This window comes from Arthrobacter sp. Soil763 (genome assembly GCF_001428365.1).
GTDB lineage: Bacteria > Actinomycetota > Actinomycetes > Actinomycetales > Micrococcaceae > Arthrobacter.
Genome location: NZ_LMSH01000002.1, coordinates 819181 through 839543 on the forward strand (window position 1 = coordinate 819181; position 20363 = coordinate 839543).

The window sequence follows — 20363 nt, forward strand, 5'->3', positions numbered from 1 at the left end:
GGTGGTTCCCGCCGGCTGGCATAATTCAGCCCATGAAGATCGCCCTGGCCGTCAACCCGCGCGCCTCCTTCGGCCGCGGCCCGCAGGCCGGCCGGGACGCCGCGGCCTGCTTCCGCGCCGCCGGGGCAGAGGTCCTGCTGCTCAGCGAGGACAGCTACGAGACCCTGGCCCGGGCCGTGGACAAAGCTCTCGCCGACGGGGTTGACGCGCTCGTGGTGGCCGGCGGCGACGGCATGGTGCACCTGGGCGTGAACGCGCTCGCCGGCTCGGGTGCGCCCTACGGAGCCACGCCCCTGGGCATCATCCCGAGCGGGACGGGCAATGACGTGGCACGCGCGCTCGGACTGCCGCGGCACGACACCCCGGCCGCCGCCGCTCGCGTCCTGGCCGGCCTGGCGTCGGGCGGACGGCTGATTGACGCCGGCAGGATCAGCTCCGGCGGCCGGACCCACTGGTTTGCCGGGGTCGTGTCCGCAGGCTTTGACGCCGCGGTCAACGAGCGCGCCAATGCCTGGCGCCGGCCGCGGGGACAGGCCCGGTACAACCTGGCCATGCTGCGGGAACTGGCCACGTTCCGCGCCATCGAGTACACCGTCACCGCCGACGGCGAGCGCTGGGAGCAGGGAGCCATGCTCATTTCGGTGGCCAACGGCCAGTCGATCGGCGGCGGCATGAAGGTCGCTCCGGACGCCGCGCTCGACGACGGCTTCCTTGACCTGTTCATCGTCACGCCGCTCTCGCGCGCCCGTTTCCTGGCCGTATTCCCCAAGGTGTTTTCCGGCCGGCACGTGGACCATCCGGCCGTGCAGCTCCGCCGCGTCCGGCGGGTTGAGCTGGAGGCGCGCGGCGTGGTCGCGTACGCGGACGGGGAGCGGATCGGACCGCTGCCCTTGGTGATCGACGTCGTCCCGGCCGCGCTCCGGGTCCTGGCATAGGAAGGGCGGAACAGCGATGGTGGGGCAGGGGCGGAAGGCTGCAGGCGCGGGGCGCCGCGGTGCCGGCGGCCTGGCCGGGGCGTGGGTGCTGGCGACGCTGCTGGCGGGGTGCAGCGTCGGAGTTCCCGATCCCGGGGCGCCCGTGCCGGCCGGCAGTCCTGCCGGCATCGCCACCCCCAGCATCACGCCGGGCCATGACGCCGAGGCGGTCGCGGCGCGGGACCTGCCGTTTAGCGCTGGCGGGTCCCTCGCGGCCGGGGTGCCGGTGGAACTCTCCGACGGGCTGGGCGATGCGCCGGGCTGGAAGCGCGGCCGGCAGGCCGTGGCCGGGGCGAGCGAGTACCGCAACGGCGCCGGTTGCGTGGTCGCCGCCAAGGTCCGTGAAAACCAGTGGCCGCTCGCCGAGGCCGGCGACGATAAGGCGTCCACCGAGGCGCTCTTCCACTACCTGGACGCCAGTATCCTGCCGTCCTACCTCAAGACTGCCCAGTTGCGCTGGGGCGGCGAGCCGGGCAAACCGGGCCCGCGGGTCCAGGTCCTGGTGCTCGACGGCGGCAAGAGGGCGGGTGCCCGGGCCACGGCAAGCTACGCGAGGGTCTTTGCGAAGGCGGGCTCATCGATCTACGTCTCGGTCTCGTGCCCCAGCGCCGCGGCGCTCGCCGCCGCCCGGGCCGACGTCGCGGACCGGCTGGCGGTGCTGCCGCCGTCGGCCTGATCCCGCCGGGCCGTGCGACGCCGCGGCCGACCTGCCGTGCAGGCAGACCGGCGGCGTCCGGCTACCGGCGGTGCCGCGGCGAGAGCCTGTTCAGGGCAAGCGCGCCGACCATCAGGCCGAAGTCCCGCAGGGCCACGTCATAGAAGCTGCCCAGAACCAGCAGGTTGACGATGATGCCGAGCAGCCAGACGGCAACCAGCAGCGAGCCGAAGCGCGGCCGGACCGCCACGGCGATGCCGGCAATAATCTCAACGACGCCCACGATGTACATGAAGTTCTGGGCCGGCAGGGGAATGACGGCAGTGGCCGCCGGCGCGAGGTACATCGTCCAGTCGGTGAGCAGGTTGGTGAACTTGTCCAGCCCGAACAGGATGGGGGCCACCGTAAAGACGGTCCGCAGCAGCAGGAAGGCCTGCCCCTGCGTCCCGGGCAGAACCGCCGGGGCCGTTGCCGCCGGCAATGGTGAGGTTTTCATCGTCCGCTCCTAACTTCTAAAAATAGATACCTTGATTTTAGAACCGGCCCCGGACTAAAGCAACGGATCTTAGTTTTAGAGTTAGGCTGGCTTTATGACCCGTTTTCCGTGGACCCGCAGGGTATCCGCCGTCGCTTCCCTGGCCGACCAGAACCGCCGCAGGATCTTTGACTTCGTGGCGGCAGCGGACCGGGCCGTCGGCCGTGACGATACGGCCGAGGCGCTGGGGCTGGCGCGCAGCACGGCCTCGTTCCATCTGGACCGCCTGGTGGGGGACGGGTTGCTGGTCGCGGACTTCCGCAAACTCGGCGACCGCAGCGGTCCCGGCTCCGGGCGGCCGGCCAAGCTCTACCGTGCGGCCGTCCAGGAAGTCTCGGCGTCGGTTCCGGAGCGCAGTTACGACCTTGCCGCGGAGTTGCTGGTCGCCGCCGTGGAAGAAACCGCGGCCGGCGGCGGCCCGGTGGGGGACGCGCTGCTGCGGGTGGCCCGCGCCCGTGGCCGCGATGCCGCGGAAGCCGCCGGCGGAACCGGGTTCGCCGGGTTGCTTACCGCCGAGGGATACCGGCCGGTGGACGACGGCGAGGGCGGGCTGACGCTGCTCAATTGCCCGTTCCACCGGGTGGCCCAGGGCCATGCCGGAACCGTGTGCGCCATGAACGGCGCTTTCCTGGCCGGAGTCGCCGAGGGCTGCGGCGAGGACCCCGGCCGCGTGGAAGCGCTCGACATCGCCGACCTGCGGTCCCGGGGGGAAGCAGCCCCGGCGCAGTGCTGCGCGCGGATCAGGCCGGCGCAGGCCTCGGCTGCCCCTTGAGGCCGGTCAGCAGGACCCCGGCGACCACCAGGATCCCGCCCACCACCTGCACCGGCGTCAGCGGCGTGCCCAGCGCCAGCGTGATCGCCGCCGTGAAGACGACCATCAGGTTCAGGTAGTTCCCCGCGGTCCCCGGCGGCGTGGTCTTGAGCGCCAGGTTCCAGAACAGGTAGGCGCCCAGCGAGGGGAACAGGGCGATGTAGCCCAGTGACCAGGCCTCGGCCGGGGTATCGGGCAGCCGCACGTGCTGGACGAGCGCGAGGGGTGCCAGCGTCACGGTGGCCATGGCCACCTGCACCGCGGTGGCGGCGATCGGAGGGACCCCCAGCCGGCGGGCAATGATCGTATAGCCGCCCCAGACGATGATCGCGCCGATCATCAGCAGTTCGCCGGTGTTGATCGAAAGGCTGGCCACCCGCTGCAGGTCGCCGCGGGTCAGGACCAGCAGGACGCCCAGCAGGCCCAGGCCGATGCCTAGCCAACCCAGCCGCGTCGTTCGTTCGCCGAGCAGCACGATGGCCATCACCACGATCAGGGCAGGATTGGCCGCCGTGATCAGCGAGGCGTTCATGGCGGAGGTGTACCCCAGCGCCGTGTAGAGGAGCAGGGTGTAGCCGCTCATTCCCAGCGCGCTGAGCAGCAGCAGTACGGGCCAGCGGCGCAAGACCGCCCGCCAGTCCGGCTTCTCAACCAAGTGGGCCAGGGCGAGCAGCGGTACCGCCGCCAGCGTCCAGCGCCAGAAGGTCAGGTCCAGCGGCGTCATCGAGGCCACCGCAGCCTGGCCGACGACGAAATTTCCGGACCAGAACAAGGTCGCCAGAACAAGGTACAGGGGCGCTTTCACCGCTCGAATGTACACCAGCACGCGGCTGCTTTCGCCTGCTGCGGCAGGGCGGGCTTCCGTGCCGCCACGGTAGAATTGGTCCGTGCCTGTATACCTTGACCATGCCGCGACCACGCCGCTCGCCGCGGAGGCGCTGGCGGCCCTGACGCGGGAACTGTCCCGCACCGGCAACCCGTCCTCCCTGCACGGATCCGGGCGCCGGGCCCGTGCGACGGTCGAGGATGCCCGGGAGACGCTTGCGGCGGCGGCCGGAGCGCATCCCTCGGAGGTCATTTTCACATCCGGCGGCACGGAAGCGGACAACCTGGCCGTCAAGGGCCTGTACTGGGCCCGCCGGGCAGCTGATCCGCGCCGGACCCGTATCCTGTGCACCGCCGTCGAACACCATGCCGTGCTGGACACCGTCGAATGGCTCGAACGGCACGAAGGCGCGGAGGTCCGCTGGCTGCCCGTGGACGCCGACGGCGTGCTGGACCTCGCCGCCCTGGAGGCCGAACTCGCCGACGATCCCGGGTCGATCGCGCTGGTCACCGTCATGTGGGCCAATAACGAAGTCGGCACCATCCAGCCGGTCGCCGACGTCGTGGCGCTGGCGCACGCCGCAGGGGTGCCGGTGCACTCCGACGCGGTCCAGGCCTTCGGCTCCGTGCCGGTGGACTTCCGCGGAACAGGCCTGGACGCCATGTCCGTCTCGGGCCACAAGATCGGCGGGCCGGTCGGTGTCGGGGCGCTCCTGCTGGGCCGTGCCGTGGCGCTGACCCCGGTCCTGCACGGCGGGGGACAGGAACGCGACGTGCGCTCCGGCACCCTGGACACGGCCTCGATCGCCGCCTTCGCCGCGGCGGCGGAGGCCGTCACCGTCAACCTGGCGGCGGAGTCCGCCCGGATCTCCGCGCTGCGGGACCGGCTGATCGACGGTGTCCGCGCCGCCGTCCCGGAAGCCGTGCTCCGCGGCGCTGCCGGCGCCGGCCGGCTGCCCGGCAACGCGCACTTCACCTTCCCCGGCTGCGAGGGCGACTCACTGCTGTTCCTGCTGGACCTCGCCGGGGTGGAGTCCTCCACCGGATCCGCCTGCACCGCCGGCGTGCCGCGCCCCTCCCACGTGCTGCTCGCCATGGGCCTGGACGAGGACACGGCCAGGGGTGCCCAGCGCTTCACCCTCGGCCATGCGTCCACCGAGGCCGACGTCGACGCGCTGCTGGCGGCCCTGCCGGGCGCCTACGCCCGGGCCCGCCAGGCCGGCATGGCCGGTCACGAATCCAGCATCCAGACCGCAGGCACCGTGGCCCGCCAGTCCGCCCGGGGCTAGGCATCCCGCTGCCGCCGGGCGGCGCTTTTTGGGGCAGCATTCGGCGCGGCGATAGACTGGTACGGCGGGCGTGTGCTAGCCGCCGTCCGCGTCCCCCCGTTCCCTGGAGAAAGCCAGCATGCGAGTTCTAGCAGCCATGAGCGGCGGCGTCGATTCCGCCGTCGCCGCAGCACGCGCCGTTGAGGCGGGCCACGACGTCGTCGGGGTCCACCTGGCCCTGTCCCGCATGCCCGGCACCCTCCGCACCGGCAGCCGAGGCTGTTGCACCATCGAGGACTCGCGCGACGCCTGGCGCGCGTGCGATGTCCTCGGCATCCCTTACTACGTCTGGGACTTCTCCGAGCGGTTCAAGGAAGACGTCGTCCAGGACTTCATCGACGAATACGCCGCCGGCCGCACCCCGAACCCCTGCATGCGCTGCAACGAGCGGATCAAGTTCGCTGCCCTGCTCGAGAAGGCGATCGCGCTCGGTTTCGACGCCGTCTGCACCGGCCACTACGCCAAGGTCATCACCGACGCCGAGGGCAACCCGGAGCTGCACCGCGCCGCCGACTGGGCCAAGGACCAGAGCTACGTGCTCGGGGTCCTCACGCACGAACAGCTCCGCCACTCGATGTTCCCGCTTGCGGACACCCCGTCCAAGGCCGAGGTCCGGGCCGAGGCCGAGCGCCGCGGCCTGTCCGTGGCCAACAAGCCGGACAGCCACGACATCTGCTTCATCCCCGACGGCGACACCGCCGGCTGGCTGGCCGAGAAGATCGAGATGACGTCCGGTGACATCGTGGACGAGTCCGGCGCCAAGGTCGGCGAGCACCCGGGAGCCAACGCCTTCACCGTCGGCCAGCGGCGCGGGCTGAAGCTGGGCACCCCGGCCGCAGACGGCAAGCCGCGCTTCGTGCTGGAAATCCGGCCGAAGGAAAACAAGGTGGTGGTGGGCCCGGAGGCGCTGCTGGCCATCGATGAGATCCGCGGCATCAAGGTCTCCTGGGCCGGGCTCCCGATCGCCGAGATCGCCACCGGCGATCAGTTCGACTGCCATGCGCAGGTCCGCGCCCACGGCGACCCGGTTCCGGCGACCGCCCGCATGGACCACGCCGCGGGTTCGGGCGAACTTGTGGTCACGCTGGTGGAACCGCTGCGCGGTGTCGCCCCGGGCCAGACCGTGGTGCTCTACCAGGGCAGCCGGGTCCTGGGCCAGGCCACCATCGACGCCGCCCGGTCGCTGCAGCGCGCTGCGCTCTAACTGCCCCGCCCTCGGCCCGCGCGGCCCGTTGAGCATGCCCGTTCTTGAGGGCGACGGCTGGGCATTTCAGGGTTATGCCCACTGGCTGAGCCGGGGGATGGGCATGTCCGTCCCCAACCGGGGTGAAGATGCGGATTCCGTAGGGCTAAAGCGCGCCGGGGGCTGTCTGTTCCCGCCTGTAGGCTCGCACGCCGCGTGAAAACCAAGGCCGCGACCGTAAAGCCACTTCTGCACTGGACATGCCCGTCCTTGCTGGCCGCCGCTGGACATGCCCATCCTCCGGCCTGCCCGGCCGTTGAGCATGCCCATTCCTTGGGGCCACGGCTGGGCATTTCAGGATTATGCCCGGTGGCCGGTCCGGGGGATGGGCATGTCCGTCGCCGATGCCGGGGGATGGGCATGTCCGTCGCCGATGCCGGGTGATGGGCATGTCCGCTCCGAGGTGCCGGCGCCGTGCGGCCGTCCCGGAACGCAGCCGGCGGACCCCTCAGCCCCGGGTTAAAACGCCGGAGAACGGCCCCTGCTGCCGAAGAAAACGCCAACTTCGCCCGCGTCGTGTAAATTTTGTGTCTCAACTCACAAGATTCGACGATTCTGCCCCGGGTCTTCTGGTTGAATCTAGGAATCAGGACAGTGGGCTCCCAACGAGTCAAGCTACTTCGGGCTGCGCACTAGTACTCATCGAACAGAAAGTTCACAGATGGCAATGAACAACAAGGCCCTGCGGAGCGCCATCGCGCTTGCCGGGGTTTCCGCCTTTGCATTGACGGCCTGCACCGGCCCTTCCGGCGGCGGAACCGCTTCCGGCAGCGCCGCAGGCGGAGGCACCATTACCTACGGCACCACGGACAAGGTTGTCACCCTTGACCCGGCCGGCTCCTACGATGCCGGCTCGTTCATGGTGATGAACCAGATCTACCCGTTCCTGATGAACTCGAAGCCCGGAACGGCCGACTCCACCCCGGACATCGCCGAGTCCGCATCCTTCACCAGCCCGACGGAATACACCGTCAAGCTCAAGCCCGGCCTGAAGTTCGCCAACGGCCACGCGCTGACGTCCTCCGACGTGAAGTTCTCGATCGACCGCATCGTCAAGATCAACGATGACAACGGCCCGGCCTCCCTGCTGGGCAACCTCGCCTCCGTGGAAGTCAAGGACGACTCCACCGTGGTCTTCAAGCTCAAGGAAGGCAACGATCAGGTCTTCCCCGGCGTGCTCGCCGCCAACGCCGGTCCGATCATCGACGAAGAGGTCTTCGCCGCGGACAAGCTGATGAGCGACGACGAGATCGTCAAGGGCAAGCCCTTCGCCGGTCAGTACACGATCGAGAGCTACAAGAAGAACGAGCTCGTCAGCCTCAAGGCCAACCCTGACTACCAGGGTCTGCTCGGCAAGCCGGCCAACGACAGCGCCACGATCAAGTACTACGCCGACTCGAACAACCTGAAGCTGGACGTCCAGCAGGGCAACATCGACGTCGCCGGCCGCAGCCTGACCGCGACCGACGCCGCCGACCTCGAGAAGGACTCCAAGGTCAAGGTCCACAAGGGCCCGGGCGGCGAGCTGCGCTACATCGTCTTCAACTTCGACACGATGCCGTTTGGCGCAAAGAGCGCCGACGCCGACCCGAAGAAGGCGCTCGCCGTCCGCCAGGCCATGGCCAACGTCGTCGACCGTGACGCGATCGCCAACCAGGTCTACAAGGGCACTTACCTGCCCGCCTACTCGGTCGTCCCCGACGGCTTCGTCGGCGCCATCACGCCGCTGAAGGAAATGTACGGCGACGGCAGCGGCAAGCCCAGCCTCGACAAGGCCAAGAAGGCCTTCAGCGACGCCGGCGTCACCGCCCCCGTCACCCTGAAGCTGCAGTACAACCCGGACCACTACGGCAAGTCCTCGGGCGACGAGTACGCCATGATCAAGGAGCAGCTCGAAAAGTCCGGCCTGTTTAAGGTCGACCTGCAGTCCACCGAGTGGGTTACTTACTCCAAGGACCGCACCGCCGACGTCTACCCGGTCTACCAGCTCGGCTGGTTCCCGGATTACTCCGACGCCGACAACTACCTGACCCCGTTCTTCATCCCGGGCAACTTCCTGAAGAACCACTACGAGAACCCCACCGTGACCGATCTGATCAAGAAGCAGCTCACCACGGTGGACAAGACCGAGCGCGAGAAGCTGCTTGGCGAGGCCCAGACCGCCGTCGCCAAGGACCTCTCCACGCTGCCGCTGTTGCAGGGCGCCCAGCTCATGGTCGCCGGCAAGGACGTCCAGGGTGTCGAAAAGACCCTCGACGCGTCCTTCAAGACCCGTCTTGGTGTGATCTCCAAGTAGGTCCAATCCCCATCCGGTCCTGACCAGCCAAGGAGGCGGGGCGCCCGCGCGGCGTCCCGCCTTTCTTGCGGGTAGCGGGACAACCGATTCCGGAAGCCCACGAAGCCGACGGAAGCACAACTTTAGGTACCAATGACAACACTTATTGAGGCGCCGCCCAGCGACGCCGACGGCCTATTGCCGACAAAGAAAAAGGCGTCCGGTGGGGGACTGGGCCAGTACATCCTGATCAGGTTCCTGCTGATCTTCCCGACCATCTTCATCCTGGTCACGCTCGTGTTCTTCCTGATGCGGATCACCGGCGACCCGATCACCGCGGCCCTCGGCGGCCGGCTCCCTCCGGAGCAGCTGGCCGAACGCATCCACGCCGCCGGCTACGACCGGCCCATCTTCGTGCAGTACTTCGAGTACCTCGGACAGCTCATCACCGGCAACTTCGGCACCACCCTCTCGGACAACCGCCCGGTCTCCGAGATGCTGACCACCTACGGTGCGGCCACCCTGGAACTGTCCATAAACGCGCTGCTCGTGGCACTGCTGGTGGGCATCCCGCTGGGCATGATCGCCGCGCACCGCCGCGACAAGGCCGCCGACGCCGTACTGCGCATCTTCGCGATCCTCTGCTACGCCACGCCCGTCTTCTTCGCCGGCCTGCTGCTGAAGCTGACCTTCGCCGTCTGGCTGGGCTGGCTGCCCGTCGCCGGCCGGGCCAAGACCTCCACGGAACTGGCCCTCACCGCGCTGCAGGCACCCACCGGCATCTACTGGCTGGACTCGCTGCGCAGCGGCAACATGGCCGCACTCGGCGACGTCTTCGCGCACGCGGTGCTTCCCGCCGTCGCCCTGGGCCTGCTGACTGCCGGCATCTTCCTGCGCCTGGTCCGCACCAACGTGATCGGCACCCTCGGCAAGGACTACGTGGAGGCAGGACGCTCCCGCGGCGTCAGCGAGTTCCGCCTGGTCACCAAGCACGCCTACAAGCCGGCGCTCATCCCCATCATCACCGTCATGGGGCTGCAGATCGCGGTCATGCTCGGCGGCGCCGTGCTGACCGAGACCACCTTTGAATGGAAAGGCCTCGGCTTCCAGCTGGCGACCTACCTGACGGCCCGCGACTTCGTGGCCGTGCAGGGCATCGTCGTGCTCCTCGCCGTCATCGTGGCCGTGACCAACTTCATCGTGGACATCGTCGCCGCGCTGATCGACCCCCGCGTGAGGTACTGACATGAGCATCGAACCAACCATCGCCGCCGAGAGCCGCCGGGACCCGTGGTTCCGCAGGCTCCCGGTCATTTCCCACTTCAACAAGAGCGTCGGGCTCCAGCGCGGCATGCTCGTCACCGGGCTGGTCCTCACCGGGCTGTTCCTGCTCACCGCGATTTTCGCTCCGCTGATCGCGCCGTTCGGGTTCTCGCAGATTTCCGATGCCGAGGGCAACTTCCCGGCGCAGCAGGCGCCCGGCGGCAAGCACCTGCTGGGCACCACCGTGGGCGGCTACGACGTGTTCTCCCGCGTGGTGTGGGGTGCGCAGACCGCCGTCCTGGTGATCATCGTGGCCGTGATCATGTCGATCTTCATCGGCGTCATCCTCGGCCTGGTCAGCGGCTACATCGGCGGCTGGCTGGACCGGATCCTCGTGGTCGTCGCCGACGCCGTCTACGCGTTCCCGTCGCTGCTCGTGGCCATCGTGATGGCCATCGTCATCAGCGGCGGCCGCTCCAGCCTGTGGGGCGGAATCCTGGCCGCAGCCATCTCCATCACGGTGGTCTTCATCCCGCAGTACTTCCGCGTCATCCGCGCGGAGACCATCCGGCTCAAGGCCGAGCCGTTCGTCGAGTCGGCCAAGGTGGTGGGCGCGTCCAACATCCGGATCATGACCCGGCACATCTACCGGAACGCCACCCGCACCCTGCCGCTGATCTTCACGCTGAACGCCTCCGAAGCGATCCTGACCCTCGCGGGCCTGGGCTTCCTCGGCTTCGGCATCGAGCCGACGTCGGCCGCCGAGTGGGGCTTTGACCTGAACAAGGCGCTGGCGGACACTACCTCCGGCATCTGGTGGACCGGCGTGTTCCCGGGCCTCGCCATCGTCCTCACCGTCGTGGGCCTGACCCTGGTCGGCGAGAGCATCAACGACCTCAACGACCCGCGGCTGCGCGGCCGCAGGAAAGCGGCCCCCGGCAAAACCGGGCCCGACACCGCCGGATCCGGCACCGCCGGCAGCCAGGCGCCGGTCTCAGCAGAAGTGAGCAGTTCATGAGCACCAATATCGGTTCAGTTTCCGACCAGCAGCCCCGCAGCGCCGGGCCTGTGCTGGACATCGACCACCTGAAGGTCACCTTCGCCACCGACGCGGGGGACGTCTATGCGGTCAAGGATGTCAGCCTGGAGGTCAACCCCGGTGAAGTCGTCGCCATCGTGGGCGAATCCGGCTCCGGCAAGACCGTCACCGCCAAGACCATCCTGGGCCTGCTGCCCGAGACGGCCATCAGCTCCGGAGCGGTGCTGATCAACGGCAACAACGTGATCAGCGTCAGCGCCTCGAAGCTGCGGGAAATCCGCGGCCGCGACGTGGCCATGGTCTTCCAGGAACCCTCGACGGCGCTCAACCCGGTCTTCACCGTGGGCTGGCAGATTGCCGAGGGCATCCGCGCCCACGCCAAACATGGCGGTGCCGGCAAGGTCAGCGCCAAGGAGGCCAAGGCCCGCGCGGTCGAGGCCCTCCGCAAGGTCGGCATCCCGGACCCCGAGACCCGCGTCAACTACTACCCGCACCAGTTCTCCGGCGGGCAGAAGCAGCGCGTCGTCATCGCCGCCGCGCTGGCGCTGAATCCCGGGCTGATCGTCGCCGACGAGCCGACCACCGCCCTGGACGTCACCGTGCAGGCGGAGATCCTCGACCTGCTCCGCGACCTGCGGGACCAGTACGGCACCTCGATCGTGCTGATCACGCACAATATGGGTGTCGTCGCCGACCTCGCCGACCGCGTCGTCGTGATGTACCAGGGCGACGTCGTCGAGGAGGCCAGCGCACGGGTGCTGTTCGCGGAACCGAAACAGGACTACACGAAGAAGCTCCTGGCCGCGGTCCCGCACCTGAGCCGGAACTCGGCCTCGGCGGGCATGGCCGAACGCGCCCACCAGGGCGGGAAGGTCCTCGTCGAGGCGAAGAACCTCACCATCGAGTACCCCGGCCGTCTTGGCAGCCCGGCGTTCAAGGCCGTCGACGGCGTCAGCTTCACCCTCTCCGAGGGCGAGGTGTTCGGCCTGGTGGGCGAATCGGGGTCCGGCAAGACCACGATCGGCCGCGCCATCGCGGGCCTGAACAAGACCACCGGCGGCAGCCTGAAGGTGCTCGACTACGAGATGCTCAACCTCAAGGAGCGCACCTTCAAACCGCTGCGCAAGCAGATCGGCTTCGTGTTCCAGGACCCGGCGGCGTCGTTCAACCCGCAGCTGACCATCGGCGAATGCATCGCCGAACCCCTGGTCATCCACGGCAACCCGACCCCGGCGCAGGCACGCCAACGCACCCGGGAGCTGCTCGAATCGGTGCAGCTGCCGGCGTCGTACGCCGAGCGCTTCCCGCACGAACTCTCCGGCGGCCAGCGCCAGCGCGCCTCGCTGGCCCGGGCCCTGATCCTGAACCCGAAGCTGCTGATTGCCGACGAACCGACGTCGGCGCTGGATGTTTCGGTGCAGGCCAAGGTGCTGGAACTGTTCAAGGACATCCAGGCCGAGTTCGGGTTCGCATGCCTCTTCATCAGCCACGACCTGGCCGTTGTGGACATCCTCTCGCACTGGGTGGGCGTCCTGTACAAGGGCAAGATGGTGGAACAGGGCCTGGGCAACCAGGTCATGGGACACCCGCAGCACGACTACACGAAGAAGCTCATCGCCTCCCTGCCGGTTCCCGACCCGGACGAGCAGGCCAAACGCCGCGAGGCGTTCCGCGCGGTGCTCGGCGCCTAGCTGTACTGAGCCGGAACGAACCCGGGGCCGGGCCCGCCGTGAGCTGCGAACGATCGCAGCGCACGGCGGGCCCGGCCGCTTAACACCCGGGGGATTTCGGCCCCGGCCCCCTAAACTGGACCAATGACCGAGCAGAACCAGAACCTCCCCGACGCCGACAGCTACGACCCCACCGCCAGTTCCCTGGCCGGGCAGGTTGATCCCGCGGTGATGGCGGAACTGCTCTCGATCCGCTCCAGCATCGACAACATCGACGCCACCCTGGTCTTCCTCCTCGCCGAGCGGTTCAAGGCGACGCAGAAGGTCGGGTTCCTCAAGGCCGCGCACAAGCTGCCCGCCGGTGACCCCGGCCGGGAAACCGCCCAGATCGCCCGCCTCCGCCGGCTCGCGGCCGAAGCCCACCTGGACCCGGCCTTCGCCGAAAAATTCCTGAACTTCATCATCGGCGAGGTCATCCGCCACCACGAGGCGATCGCCGAAGACCACGAGGCGTCCGCGCAGCGGACCTCGGCTGCCGACGCCGCCGCGGACCCCGCCGTCGCCGCCGAGGCGTAGCCGTGCCTGATCTTCCCGGCCAGGTCACCGCCACCGCGCTGGGCCCGTGGCCCGGCGAGGACCCTGTGGAGGCCGGCCGCATCATCCGCGGTGAGCTCGGCAGCCCGCACCTGCCCTTCCTGGCCGAGCTCCCGGGCCGGGGCGTCGGCTCGGACGCTCTGGGCCGCACGGCCTCGCTGCTCGAAGGCCTCGCCGCCGACGTCCAGCCCTACGGCTGGCGGCTCGTGGACCGGCCGGGCAAGGACTACCTGCGCGCCCGCTCCGCGCTTTCCACGGACCTGAACATCCTGGCCGATCTCATCGGAGCGGAGGAGTCCCCGGCCCCGGAGATCAAGGTCCAGCTGCGCGGACCGCTCAGCCTCGCCGCCGGGCTCCACCTGCACCACGGCGAACGCGCCCTGATCGACCACGGCGCCCGCCGGGATCTCGCGGCATCGCTTGCCGCCGGGATGGACGACTTCCTGCGGCGGGTGGCCGGCGCGGCGCCGGGAGCCCGGATCACGGTGCAGCTCGACGAACCCGACATCGCCGCCGTCCTGGCCGGGACCATCCCCACCTCCAGCGGCTACCGCACCCTGCGCGCGGTGGCCGGTTCCGAAGCCACCGAATCCTGGCGGCTCGTCGTCGACGCCCTGCGTGCGGCGGGCGCCGCGGAGATTGTCATCGCCGTGCCCGAGGTGGAAGCACCCTTCGAGCGGATCCTCGCCGCCGGAGCGGACGGGATCGCGGTCCCGCTGCGGGCACTGACCTCCCGCCAGTGGGAACACCTTGCCGCCGCGGTGGAAGCCGGGAAGCGCCTCTGGGCCGGGGTGCTGCCGGTCGACGAACCCGCCGCGGCGCTGCCGCGGGTGCCCGAAGCGGTCGAGGCGCTCTGGCGTCCGTGGCGCCAGATTGGACTTCCGGCCGCCGCGCTCGGCGCGGTCCGCGTCACCCCCGCCGGCGGCCTCGCCGGGCACATACCGGCCTCCGCGACGGCGGTGCTGGGCCGGCTGACACAGGTGGCGGACGGGCTGAACCAGCTCGCGCTCGGCTAGACCCGGGCCTCCCAGCGGTCCGGCCGGGCCGGGGCGGGCAGGTGCCCCGGCGCAGACGTCCCGCCCGGGTACGGCTCCAGGCGGTAATCGAAGTGTCCCGCGTAGACCAGCACGAGTCCGAGCTGCGGCTGGATCACCTTGACCTGGATCCGGTGCCGGCCTTCCTCCTGGGCCCACCACTGCTCCGCGTACGCCTTGGCATCCAGCGGTTCCGGCAACGGAATCCGCAACGGCCCCAGGAGCAGCCGCGACGCCTCGGACACCCCGCGCAACCTGCCCTCCGGCGTCACGGCCAGGCTCAGGTCGGTGACCAGCCGGCGGTACCTGCCGACGTAGTCGACCAGCCTCGGGGCGCCGCCGGTGGCGTCCAGGCTGGTGGTGTCGGAGAAGATCCTGGTGGTCCCCGGAAAAAAAATCTCCCGCCGGGCGGTCAGGCTGGACCGTCCGAACGGGTCAAGGTGGGCGTGGTTCTCGATCCGGAACCTGATCCCTTCGCCGTACTCCGGGAAGAACGCCTCCTCGCCGGTCGCGAGCCGCAGCAACGGCCGCAGCCAGCGCTGCCGGCAGCCGACGACGTCGAAGACGCCCTCGCCGACGCCGAAGTGCCCGGATCCCGGCGCGAGCGAGAAGTACTCCTGCAGTTCCGGCTGCAGCCGGGCAAAGTCGGGCCCGAGGCCGGTCCGGTAGATGGGGGCGTAGCTGGTCACGGCATCCTCCTGGGGGTCACAGCCGTCCGGCGGCTTTTAAACGAATGTACGCGTCCGCGAGCGCCGGCGGCAGCTGCTGCGGTTCGGCGTCGACGACCTCGACGCCGGCGCGGCGCAGCTGGGCGCTGACCGCCTCGCGTTCGAGCAGGGCATGTTCGGCCGCCGCGGCACGGAAGACCGCGGCGGCGCTTGAGCGGTCCTGCGGCATCCGGCCGAGCGCCGGGTCGCGGACCGAAGCGACCACGACCACGTGCTCCCGGGCCAGCCGGGCGGCCACCGGCAGCAGCCCCTCCTCGGGGGCTCCGCCGTCGAGCGCAGTGAGCAGCACGACCAGCGACCGGTGGCTCGAGACCGCCCCTACCTGCGCGGGAATCCCGGGCCAGTCCAGTTCGATCAGTTCCGCCGCGAGCGGGACCATCGCCTGGACGAGGCGGCCCAGCAGCGACCCTTTCTCCGCCGAACCGGCACGGGCCCGGAGCCTGCGGTCGTAGGCGAGGAAATCGACCCGGTCACCGCCCCGTTCGGCGAGCACTGCCAGCAGCAGCGCGGCTTCGATGCCGGTATCCAGCCGCGGCTCGTCGGCGATCCGGGCGGCGGCGGTGCGCGAGGTATCCAGCAGGATCACCACCCGGCGGTCGCGTTCGGGCCGCCAGGTGCGGACCACGACGGCGGAGCGGCGGGCCGTGGCGCGCCAGTCGATGGAACGCACGTCGTCGCCGCGGACGTAGTCGCGCAGCGAGTCGAATTCGGTGCCGGCGCCGCGGATCTGGACCGCGGCCTTGCCGTCGAGTTCCCGCAACTGGCGAAGCTTGGACGGAAGGTGCCGGCGGGAGCGGAACGGCGGCAGCACGCGCAGCGACGCGGGGCAGGGCAGCGTCCGCTGCCGTGCGGCGAGTCCCAGCGGGCCAAAGGAACGGACCGTGACGTGGGCCGCGGCCAGTTCCCCGCGACGGGTGGGCCGGAGCGCAACCTTCATCCTGCGGCGTTCGCCCGCCGGGACGAGCAGCCGCTGGACCGGCTCCTGGGCGCCTGCCGAGGGCTGCCAGGCGTCACGGACCACAGCGTGCAGGGCGCGGCGGCCGGCATTGGCCACCGTGAGCACGGATTCCGCCGAACCGCCGAGCGGTACGTTGCCGGGGTCCGCCCGGTGCACCGAGAGGTCCCGGGGCCGGGCGGCGAGGGCCAGGTCGAGGACCGCGGCCGCGGCGAGCAGCAGTACCGTGACCATGGCGGACTGCCAGCCGGGAACGAGCAGGACGGGAACCAGGCCCAGCAGGGCCAGCAGCACGAAGCGTCCCGAAACCGCCATGGCCTAGCGCGGGACCGGCACGGACGCGAGGATGCTGCCGAGTACCCCGTCGACCTGGACGCCGTCCATTTCCGCTTCAGGGTGCAGGGCCACCCGGTGCCGCAGGCAGGGGAGTGCGAGGGCCTTGACGTCGTCGGGGGTGACGAAGCCCCGGCCGGAGAGCCACGCCCAGGCCCGGGCCCCGTTCAGCAAGGCAGCAGCACCGCGCGGCGAGACGCCCAGCTGGAACGACGGCGCCGCTCGGGTGGCGCGGACGACGTCGACGATGTACGCGAGGACCTCGGGACCGATCTCCACGGCCGCCACGGCCTGGCGGGCCTGCTCGAGCTCGGCCGGGCCGGCGACCGGACGCACGCCGGCCGCGGCCAGGTCGCGCGGGTCGAAGCCGGCCGCGTGCCGCCGGATCACCTCAATCTCGTCATCCCGGCCGGGCAGCGGCATGGTCAGCTTGAGCAGGAAGCGGTCGAGTTGTGCCTCCGGCAGGGGATAGGTGCCCTCGTACTCGACCGGGTTCTGCGTTGCCGCGACGATGAAGGGGGCCGGAAGCGGGCGGGAGGCGCCGTCGACCGAGACCTGCCGCTCCTCCATGGCCTCCAGCAGCGAGGCCTGCGTCTTGGGCGGCGTCCGGTTGATCTCGTCCGCCAGCAGGATGTTGGTGAAGACCGGCCCCTCGCGGAAGCTGAATTCGGAGCTGTGCGCATCGTAAACGAGCGAACCGGTGACATCGCCGGGCATCAGGTCCGGGGTGAACTGGATCCGCTTCGTGTCCAGGCTCAGGGCGGCCGAAAGGCTGCGCACCAGCAGCGTCTTGGCCACGCCCGGCACCCCTTCGATCAGCACATGGCCGCGGGACAGCAGGGCAATCAGCATTCCGGTGACGGTGGCGTCCTGCCCGACGACGGCCTTGGCCACCTCACGGCGGACGGCCAGCAGCGCCTGCCGGACGGGGTCGGGGTCCCGGTCGTCCCACGGGCGGGGGCCGTGCGCCGACTGGTGCGGGGCATGGTGCGGGACCGGCCGCGGCGCGGGCCAGGGGGCGGGGGCCTCCGCGGCGGCGGCGGCGCCGCCGGTGACACCGGGTAGATCGTTCATCGGGCGTGTACCTCTTTCTCTAGTCTGTCCAGGCGCTCCGCAAAGTGCACGAGTCCGGTTTCGCTCCGCGGAATGTCGTCAACGACGGCGGCGACACTTTCCGGGGTACGGCCCAGGTGCCGGGCGGCGGCCTCAACGATGACGGCGGCGCCCGCTTCCGGGCCCAGCCGCAGCGCCCTGGCCAGCCGTACCAGCGAGCCGGCGCGGAGCACGTCCGCGGCCCGGTCCACGGCCCCTGCGTCATGGTAGAGGCGGGCACGGCCCTCGGCCGTCTCCACCGCCTTGACCACCACCGGGATGGGCTCGAAGACCAGCGGCCCGAGCCGGCGGCCGCGCCAGAGCATCGCGAGCACCGCCACGAAGGCCAGCCAGGGCCCGATGACGCGGGTCCACGGCGGGGCGAGCTCGTCCAGGGTGACCGGGTGCGCCGCGGCTGCCACGTCGGCCATCCCGGGCAGGTACCAGACCAGCTGCTGCTCCCTGCCCAGGGTGCGCAGCACGAGGGCGGCGTTGCCGTGCTCGGCCAGGGCCCGGTTGCTGAGGATGGCGGTGGTGCCCAGGACCACGGTCCGGCCGTCCGCGCTGCGGGCGTACAGGCCTCCCCGGCCCCCGGGTGCCGGGTAGCAAACCGCCTCCCCGAGGTACAGGAAGCCGTCCGCGGCCGACACCGACCCGGCTGCGGCGGGATCGGCATCCGCGCATGCCGGGGCGAGTTCGACTGTGCCGTCCCGCACCACGCCGGCCTGCGCAAACCCGCTGCCCACACCTTGCAGGGTAGTCAGCCGCGGGGTGACCACGACCAGCCGGTCCGCAGCTTCGCGCAGTTGCTGCAATTGCTCGCGGCCGAGGTAGCCGTTGCGGTCGTAGAGCAGGACGGTCGTGCCGGATCCGGCGCGCCGGGCGGCCTCGAGGGCCCGGGCGGTTCCCTCGAGAGAGTCCTGCTGCTCCACGGCGACGCCGTGCCGGCCCAGGATCTCCGCCGTGGCGCGCGCCCCCTCGGGGGCGGCGTTCCGGGTGGAGAGGGCAGCCCGGTCGCCGCGGGGTTGCAGTTGCAGGACCGCCGTGAGGACCAGGGCGGCGACAAAAACGGCGGCGAGGATGGCCCAGGTGCGGTGCCGCCGGAACGCCCGGCGCGGGGTCGGGGTGTTCCCCGCGGTCGGGCGGACGGCGGCGGACTGGTCCGTCATAGTGGCCGGGCGAGGGCATCGGGCGCGCCCTGGCGGTAGTCCGGGGCAGTGGCCGCCAGCGCCGCGTCCAGCGCGGCAAGCTCTGCGTGATCGGCGGGTCCGGCGTTGGCGCCGCCGTAACGGATGGCGTCGAAGCGGGCTGCGGCGGTGTCCAGTTCCGCGGTATGGGCGCCGAAGGCCCGGCCCAGCCGGGCCGCAACCTCGGCGGCCGTCCGGCCTGGCTGCGGGTCGAGGACGGCCCGGTCTTCAGCTGCCCGGACGAGGGCGCGGAATTGCTCGACCACGGCGGTGGACCAGTCCCCGGCCGCGGCCGCCGCGGCAGCCCGGCCGCGGTGGGCCTCCGGGGTGAGGTCCGTGCCGGCCTCGAAAACGACCCTGGCGTCCGGCCGCCGGGCGTTGAGCCGGGGCCGTACCACCCGGACGGCGACGGCGATGACGACGGCGGCGGCGGCCAGCAGCAGCACCACCGCAACGCCGGACCCGGGCGCGTCCACCCCGCCCGGGGCGAGGGAATCCAGCCAGCGGGCGAAGTCGGCAAGGGCATTGTCGAGCCAGCTGGGCCGGGCCTCCCGGTAGGGCGCTTTCGCGAGCTCCTCGGCCGCCCAGCGGGCGGCTTCCTCCCTGCCGGGAAGCACCGGCGGTTCCGGCTGGCCGGCGGTCCATCCCGCCGCCACGCGCGGCGCGGGACCGGCCGTCATCCGCGGACCGGGGGCCACCCGGGGGCCGGCGGCCACGGGCGGGAGCCGCCGTCGGCAGCGGCTGTCCGGCCCGGAACCCCGCCGGGTTCGGCGCCGGACTCGAGCTGCCGCATCAGGGCCAGGTCGAGGCCGTCCTTGCGCATCCGCAGATCCAGGTACACCAGCGCGACCGTCGATGTCTGGAACGCGAAGCCGACGGCGGCCACCAGGGCGGCGACGACGGTGCCGAGGACCACCACGGCGGCGTTGACCGCCTGGTCCCCGGCGTCTCCGCCCTGGGCGAAGACTGTCCCGCCCAGCCCCTGGCCGAGGAGATTCACGGGAATCAGGATGACCTGGGTGATGACCCCGACGAGCAGGCCCACCACCAGGGTGATTCCGAAGATGCGCCACCAGTGGCCCCCGGTCAGGTGCCAGGAGCGGCGCAGGCCCGCAAACGCACCGAGCTCCTCCACGGCGATCGCCGAAGGGGCTGCCTGGAAACGGATGGCCAGCCACAGCAGGACCACGGCCAGCAGCGGGAACAGGATGACCAGCAGCACCCCGGCCGATCGGTCGAGGAGGCCCACCACGGCGACAGTTGCGGCCACGGCGAGGGCTACGGCCGCCACGGCACCGAGCACCAGCACGACGGCCAGGGCAAGGAGGGCGCCGGTGCGGGACCGCGCCAGCGTCCACATCTGGCGGAACCCGGTGGGGCGGTTCAGCAGCGACCGGGCGACGGGTACCGCCATGAAGCCCTGCATGACGACCGAGAGAAGGATTGCCAGCAGCGACAGCAGCATGGCGGCCCCGGCAACGCCGAGGCCGAGGGATACGGCGTCGGCGGGGGCGAGGGACTCCAGCCATGGGCCGAGCGGTCCGGTGGAGACGACGCCGGAGCGGACCACGGCAGTCGTGACGGAACCCAGGGCCTGGGCGATCACCCCGGCACCGAGCATGGCCGCCGGATTGCGCCGCACGGCCTGGAAGGCGCCGTCGACGATTTCACCGAACAGCAGCGGGCGCAGCGGCACGATGCCGGGCTTCGGCGGGGCCGCGTACCGCGGCGGCCCGGGCCAGCCCGGCCCGGGGTGCGCGGCCCACTGCGGCGGTTGTCCCCACTGCGGCTGGCTGCCCGCCGGCTGCCCCCAGCGCGGTTG

The 20363-nt window shown here is 70.9% G+C and carries 19 protein-coding genes; 11 read left to right on the forward strand and 8 right to left on the reverse strand.

What is annotated here, in order from left to right; genetic code table 11:
• The first annotated feature begins 32 nt into the window (after positions 1 to 32).
• Together ASG71_RS07420 and ASG71_RS07425 are read left to right on the forward strand one after the other, a co-directional pair.
• On the forward strand, positions 33 to 935 hold the full coding sequence (locus ASG71_RS07420) for a diacylglycerol/lipid kinase family protein (protein ID WP_056738007.1): 903 nt from the start codon (positions 33 to 35) through the stop codon (positions 933 to 935).
• A gap of 16 nt (positions 936 to 951) precedes the next feature.
• Positions 952 to 1650, forward strand: a complete 699-nt coding sequence (locus ASG71_RS07425) for a hypothetical protein (RefSeq protein WP_056738008.1) — start codon at positions 952 to 954, stop codon at positions 1648 to 1650.
• Positions 1651 to 1711: 61 nt separating this feature from the next.
• Here ASG71_RS07425 and ASG71_RS07430 read toward each other — a convergent pair whose 3' ends face one another.
• Complete coding sequence (locus tag ASG71_RS07430) at positions 1712 to 2125, reverse strand: hypothetical protein (protein ID WP_056738009.1); 414 nt, start codon at positions 2123 to 2125, stop codon at positions 1712 to 1714.
• Between the two features lie 94 nt (positions 2126 to 2219).
• Here ASG71_RS07430 and ASG71_RS07435 point away from each other — a divergent pair, with 94 nt between their 5' ends.
• Positions 2220 to 2936, forward strand: a complete 717-nt coding sequence (locus ASG71_RS07435; RefSeq protein WP_056738010.1) for a helix-turn-helix transcriptional regulator — start codon at positions 2220 to 2222, stop codon at positions 2934 to 2936.
• Here ASG71_RS07435 and ASG71_RS07440 read toward each other — a convergent pair.
• Positions 2905 to 3780 (reverse strand): DMT family transporter, encoded by an 876-nt coding sequence (locus ASG71_RS07440; protein ID WP_056738623.1) that lies wholly within the window; start codon positions 3778 to 3780, stop codon positions 2905 to 2907. The two genes, ASG71_RS07435 and ASG71_RS07440, sit on opposite strands and share 32 nt — an antisense overlap.
• A gap of 82 nt (positions 3781 to 3862) precedes the next feature.
• Between ASG71_RS07440 and ASG71_RS07445 the strand changes: the two genes are divergently transcribed.
• From ASG71_RS07445 to ASG71_RS07480, 8 genes are all read left to right on the forward strand, one after another.
• Positions 3863 to 5089 (forward strand): cysteine desulfurase family protein, encoded by a 1227-nt coding sequence (locus ASG71_RS07445; RefSeq protein ID WP_056738011.1) that lies wholly within the window; start codon positions 3863 to 3865, stop codon positions 5087 to 5089.
• Between the two features lie 118 nt (positions 5090 to 5207).
• Positions 5208 to 6332 (forward strand): tRNA 2-thiouridine(34) synthase MnmA, encoded by a 1125-nt coding sequence (mnmA, locus tag ASG71_RS07450; protein WP_082574934.1) that lies wholly within the window; start codon positions 5208 to 5210, stop codon positions 6330 to 6332.
• Positions 6333 to 7032: 700 nt separating this feature from the next.
• The gene (locus ASG71_RS07455) at positions 7033 to 8667 is read left to right on the forward strand and encodes an ABC transporter substrate-binding protein (protein ID WP_056738013.1); all 1635 of its coding nucleotides are present in this window, start codon (positions 7033 to 7035) and stop codon (positions 8665 to 8667) included.
• A gap of 132 nt (positions 8668 to 8799) precedes the next feature.
• Positions 8800 to 9891, forward strand: coding sequence for an ABC transporter permease (locus ASG71_RS07460; protein ID WP_056738014.1), 1092 nt, complete (start codon positions 8800 to 8802; stop codon positions 9889 to 9891).
• A gap of 1 nt (position 9892) precedes the next feature.
• Positions 9893 to 10927 (forward strand): ABC transporter permease, encoded by a 1035-nt coding sequence (locus tag ASG71_RS07465; protein WP_056738015.1) that lies wholly within the window; start codon positions 9893 to 9895, stop codon positions 10925 to 10927.
• A complete protein-coding gene (locus ASG71_RS07470; protein WP_056738016.1) occupies positions 10924 to 12639 on the forward strand; it encodes an ABC transporter ATP-binding protein in 1716 nt (571 codons plus the stop codon). Before ASG71_RS07465 ends, ASG71_RS07470 begins: the two co-directional genes overlap by 4 nt.
• A 123-nt stretch (positions 12640 to 12762) precedes the next feature.
• Complete coding sequence (locus ASG71_RS07475) at positions 12763 to 13194, forward strand: chorismate mutase (RefSeq protein ID WP_056738017.1); 432 nt, start codon at positions 12763 to 12765, stop codon at positions 13192 to 13194.
• A gap of 2 nt (positions 13195 to 13196) precedes the next feature.
• The gene (locus tag ASG71_RS07480; protein ID WP_056738018.1) at positions 13197 to 14228 is read left to right on the forward strand and encodes a hypothetical protein; all 1032 of its coding nucleotides are present in this window, start codon (positions 13197 to 13199) and stop codon (positions 14226 to 14228) included.
• On the opposite strand, the gene ASG71_RS07485 is transcribed toward ASG71_RS07480, so the two are convergent.
• Genes ASG71_RS07485 through ASG71_RS07510 form a run of 6 tightly spaced genes read right to left on the reverse strand, consistent with a single transcriptional unit; the run spans position 14225 to position 20237 of the window.
• Positions 14225 to 14935, reverse strand: coding sequence for a DUF4166 domain-containing protein (locus ASG71_RS07485; RefSeq protein ID WP_056738019.1), 711 nt, complete (start codon positions 14933 to 14935; stop codon positions 14225 to 14227). The genes ASG71_RS07480 and ASG71_RS07485 overlap by 4 nt on opposite strands.
• A gap of 16 nt (positions 14936 to 14951) precedes the next feature.
• Entirely contained in the window at positions 14952 to 16244 is a 1293-nt protein-coding gene (locus ASG71_RS07490) for a DUF58 domain-containing protein (RefSeq protein WP_056738020.1), read from the reverse strand.
• A 3-nt stretch (positions 16245 to 16247) separates the two neighbouring features.
• A complete protein-coding gene (locus ASG71_RS07495) occupies positions 16248 to 17336 on the reverse strand; it encodes an AAA family ATPase (protein WP_056738021.1) in 1089 nt (362 codons plus the stop codon).
• Entirely contained in the window at positions 17333 to 18523 is a 1191-nt protein-coding gene (locus ASG71_RS07500; protein WP_056738022.1) for a DUF4350 domain-containing protein, read from the reverse strand. The genes ASG71_RS07495 and ASG71_RS07500 overlap by 4 nt, the downstream gene beginning before the upstream one ends.
• Positions 18520 to 19221: a DUF4129 domain-containing protein gene (locus tag ASG71_RS07505; RefSeq protein WP_056738625.1), complete on the reverse strand. Its 702-nt coding sequence runs from the start codon at positions 19219 to 19221 to the stop codon at positions 18520 to 18522. Before ASG71_RS07505 ends, ASG71_RS07500 begins: the two co-directional genes overlap by 4 nt.
• Entirely contained in the window at positions 19218 to 20237 is a 1020-nt protein-coding gene (locus tag ASG71_RS07510; protein WP_235563951.1) for a hypothetical protein, read from the reverse strand. Before ASG71_RS07510 ends, ASG71_RS07505 begins: the two co-directional genes overlap by 4 nt.
• Positions 20238 to 20363 lie beyond the last annotated feature (126 nt).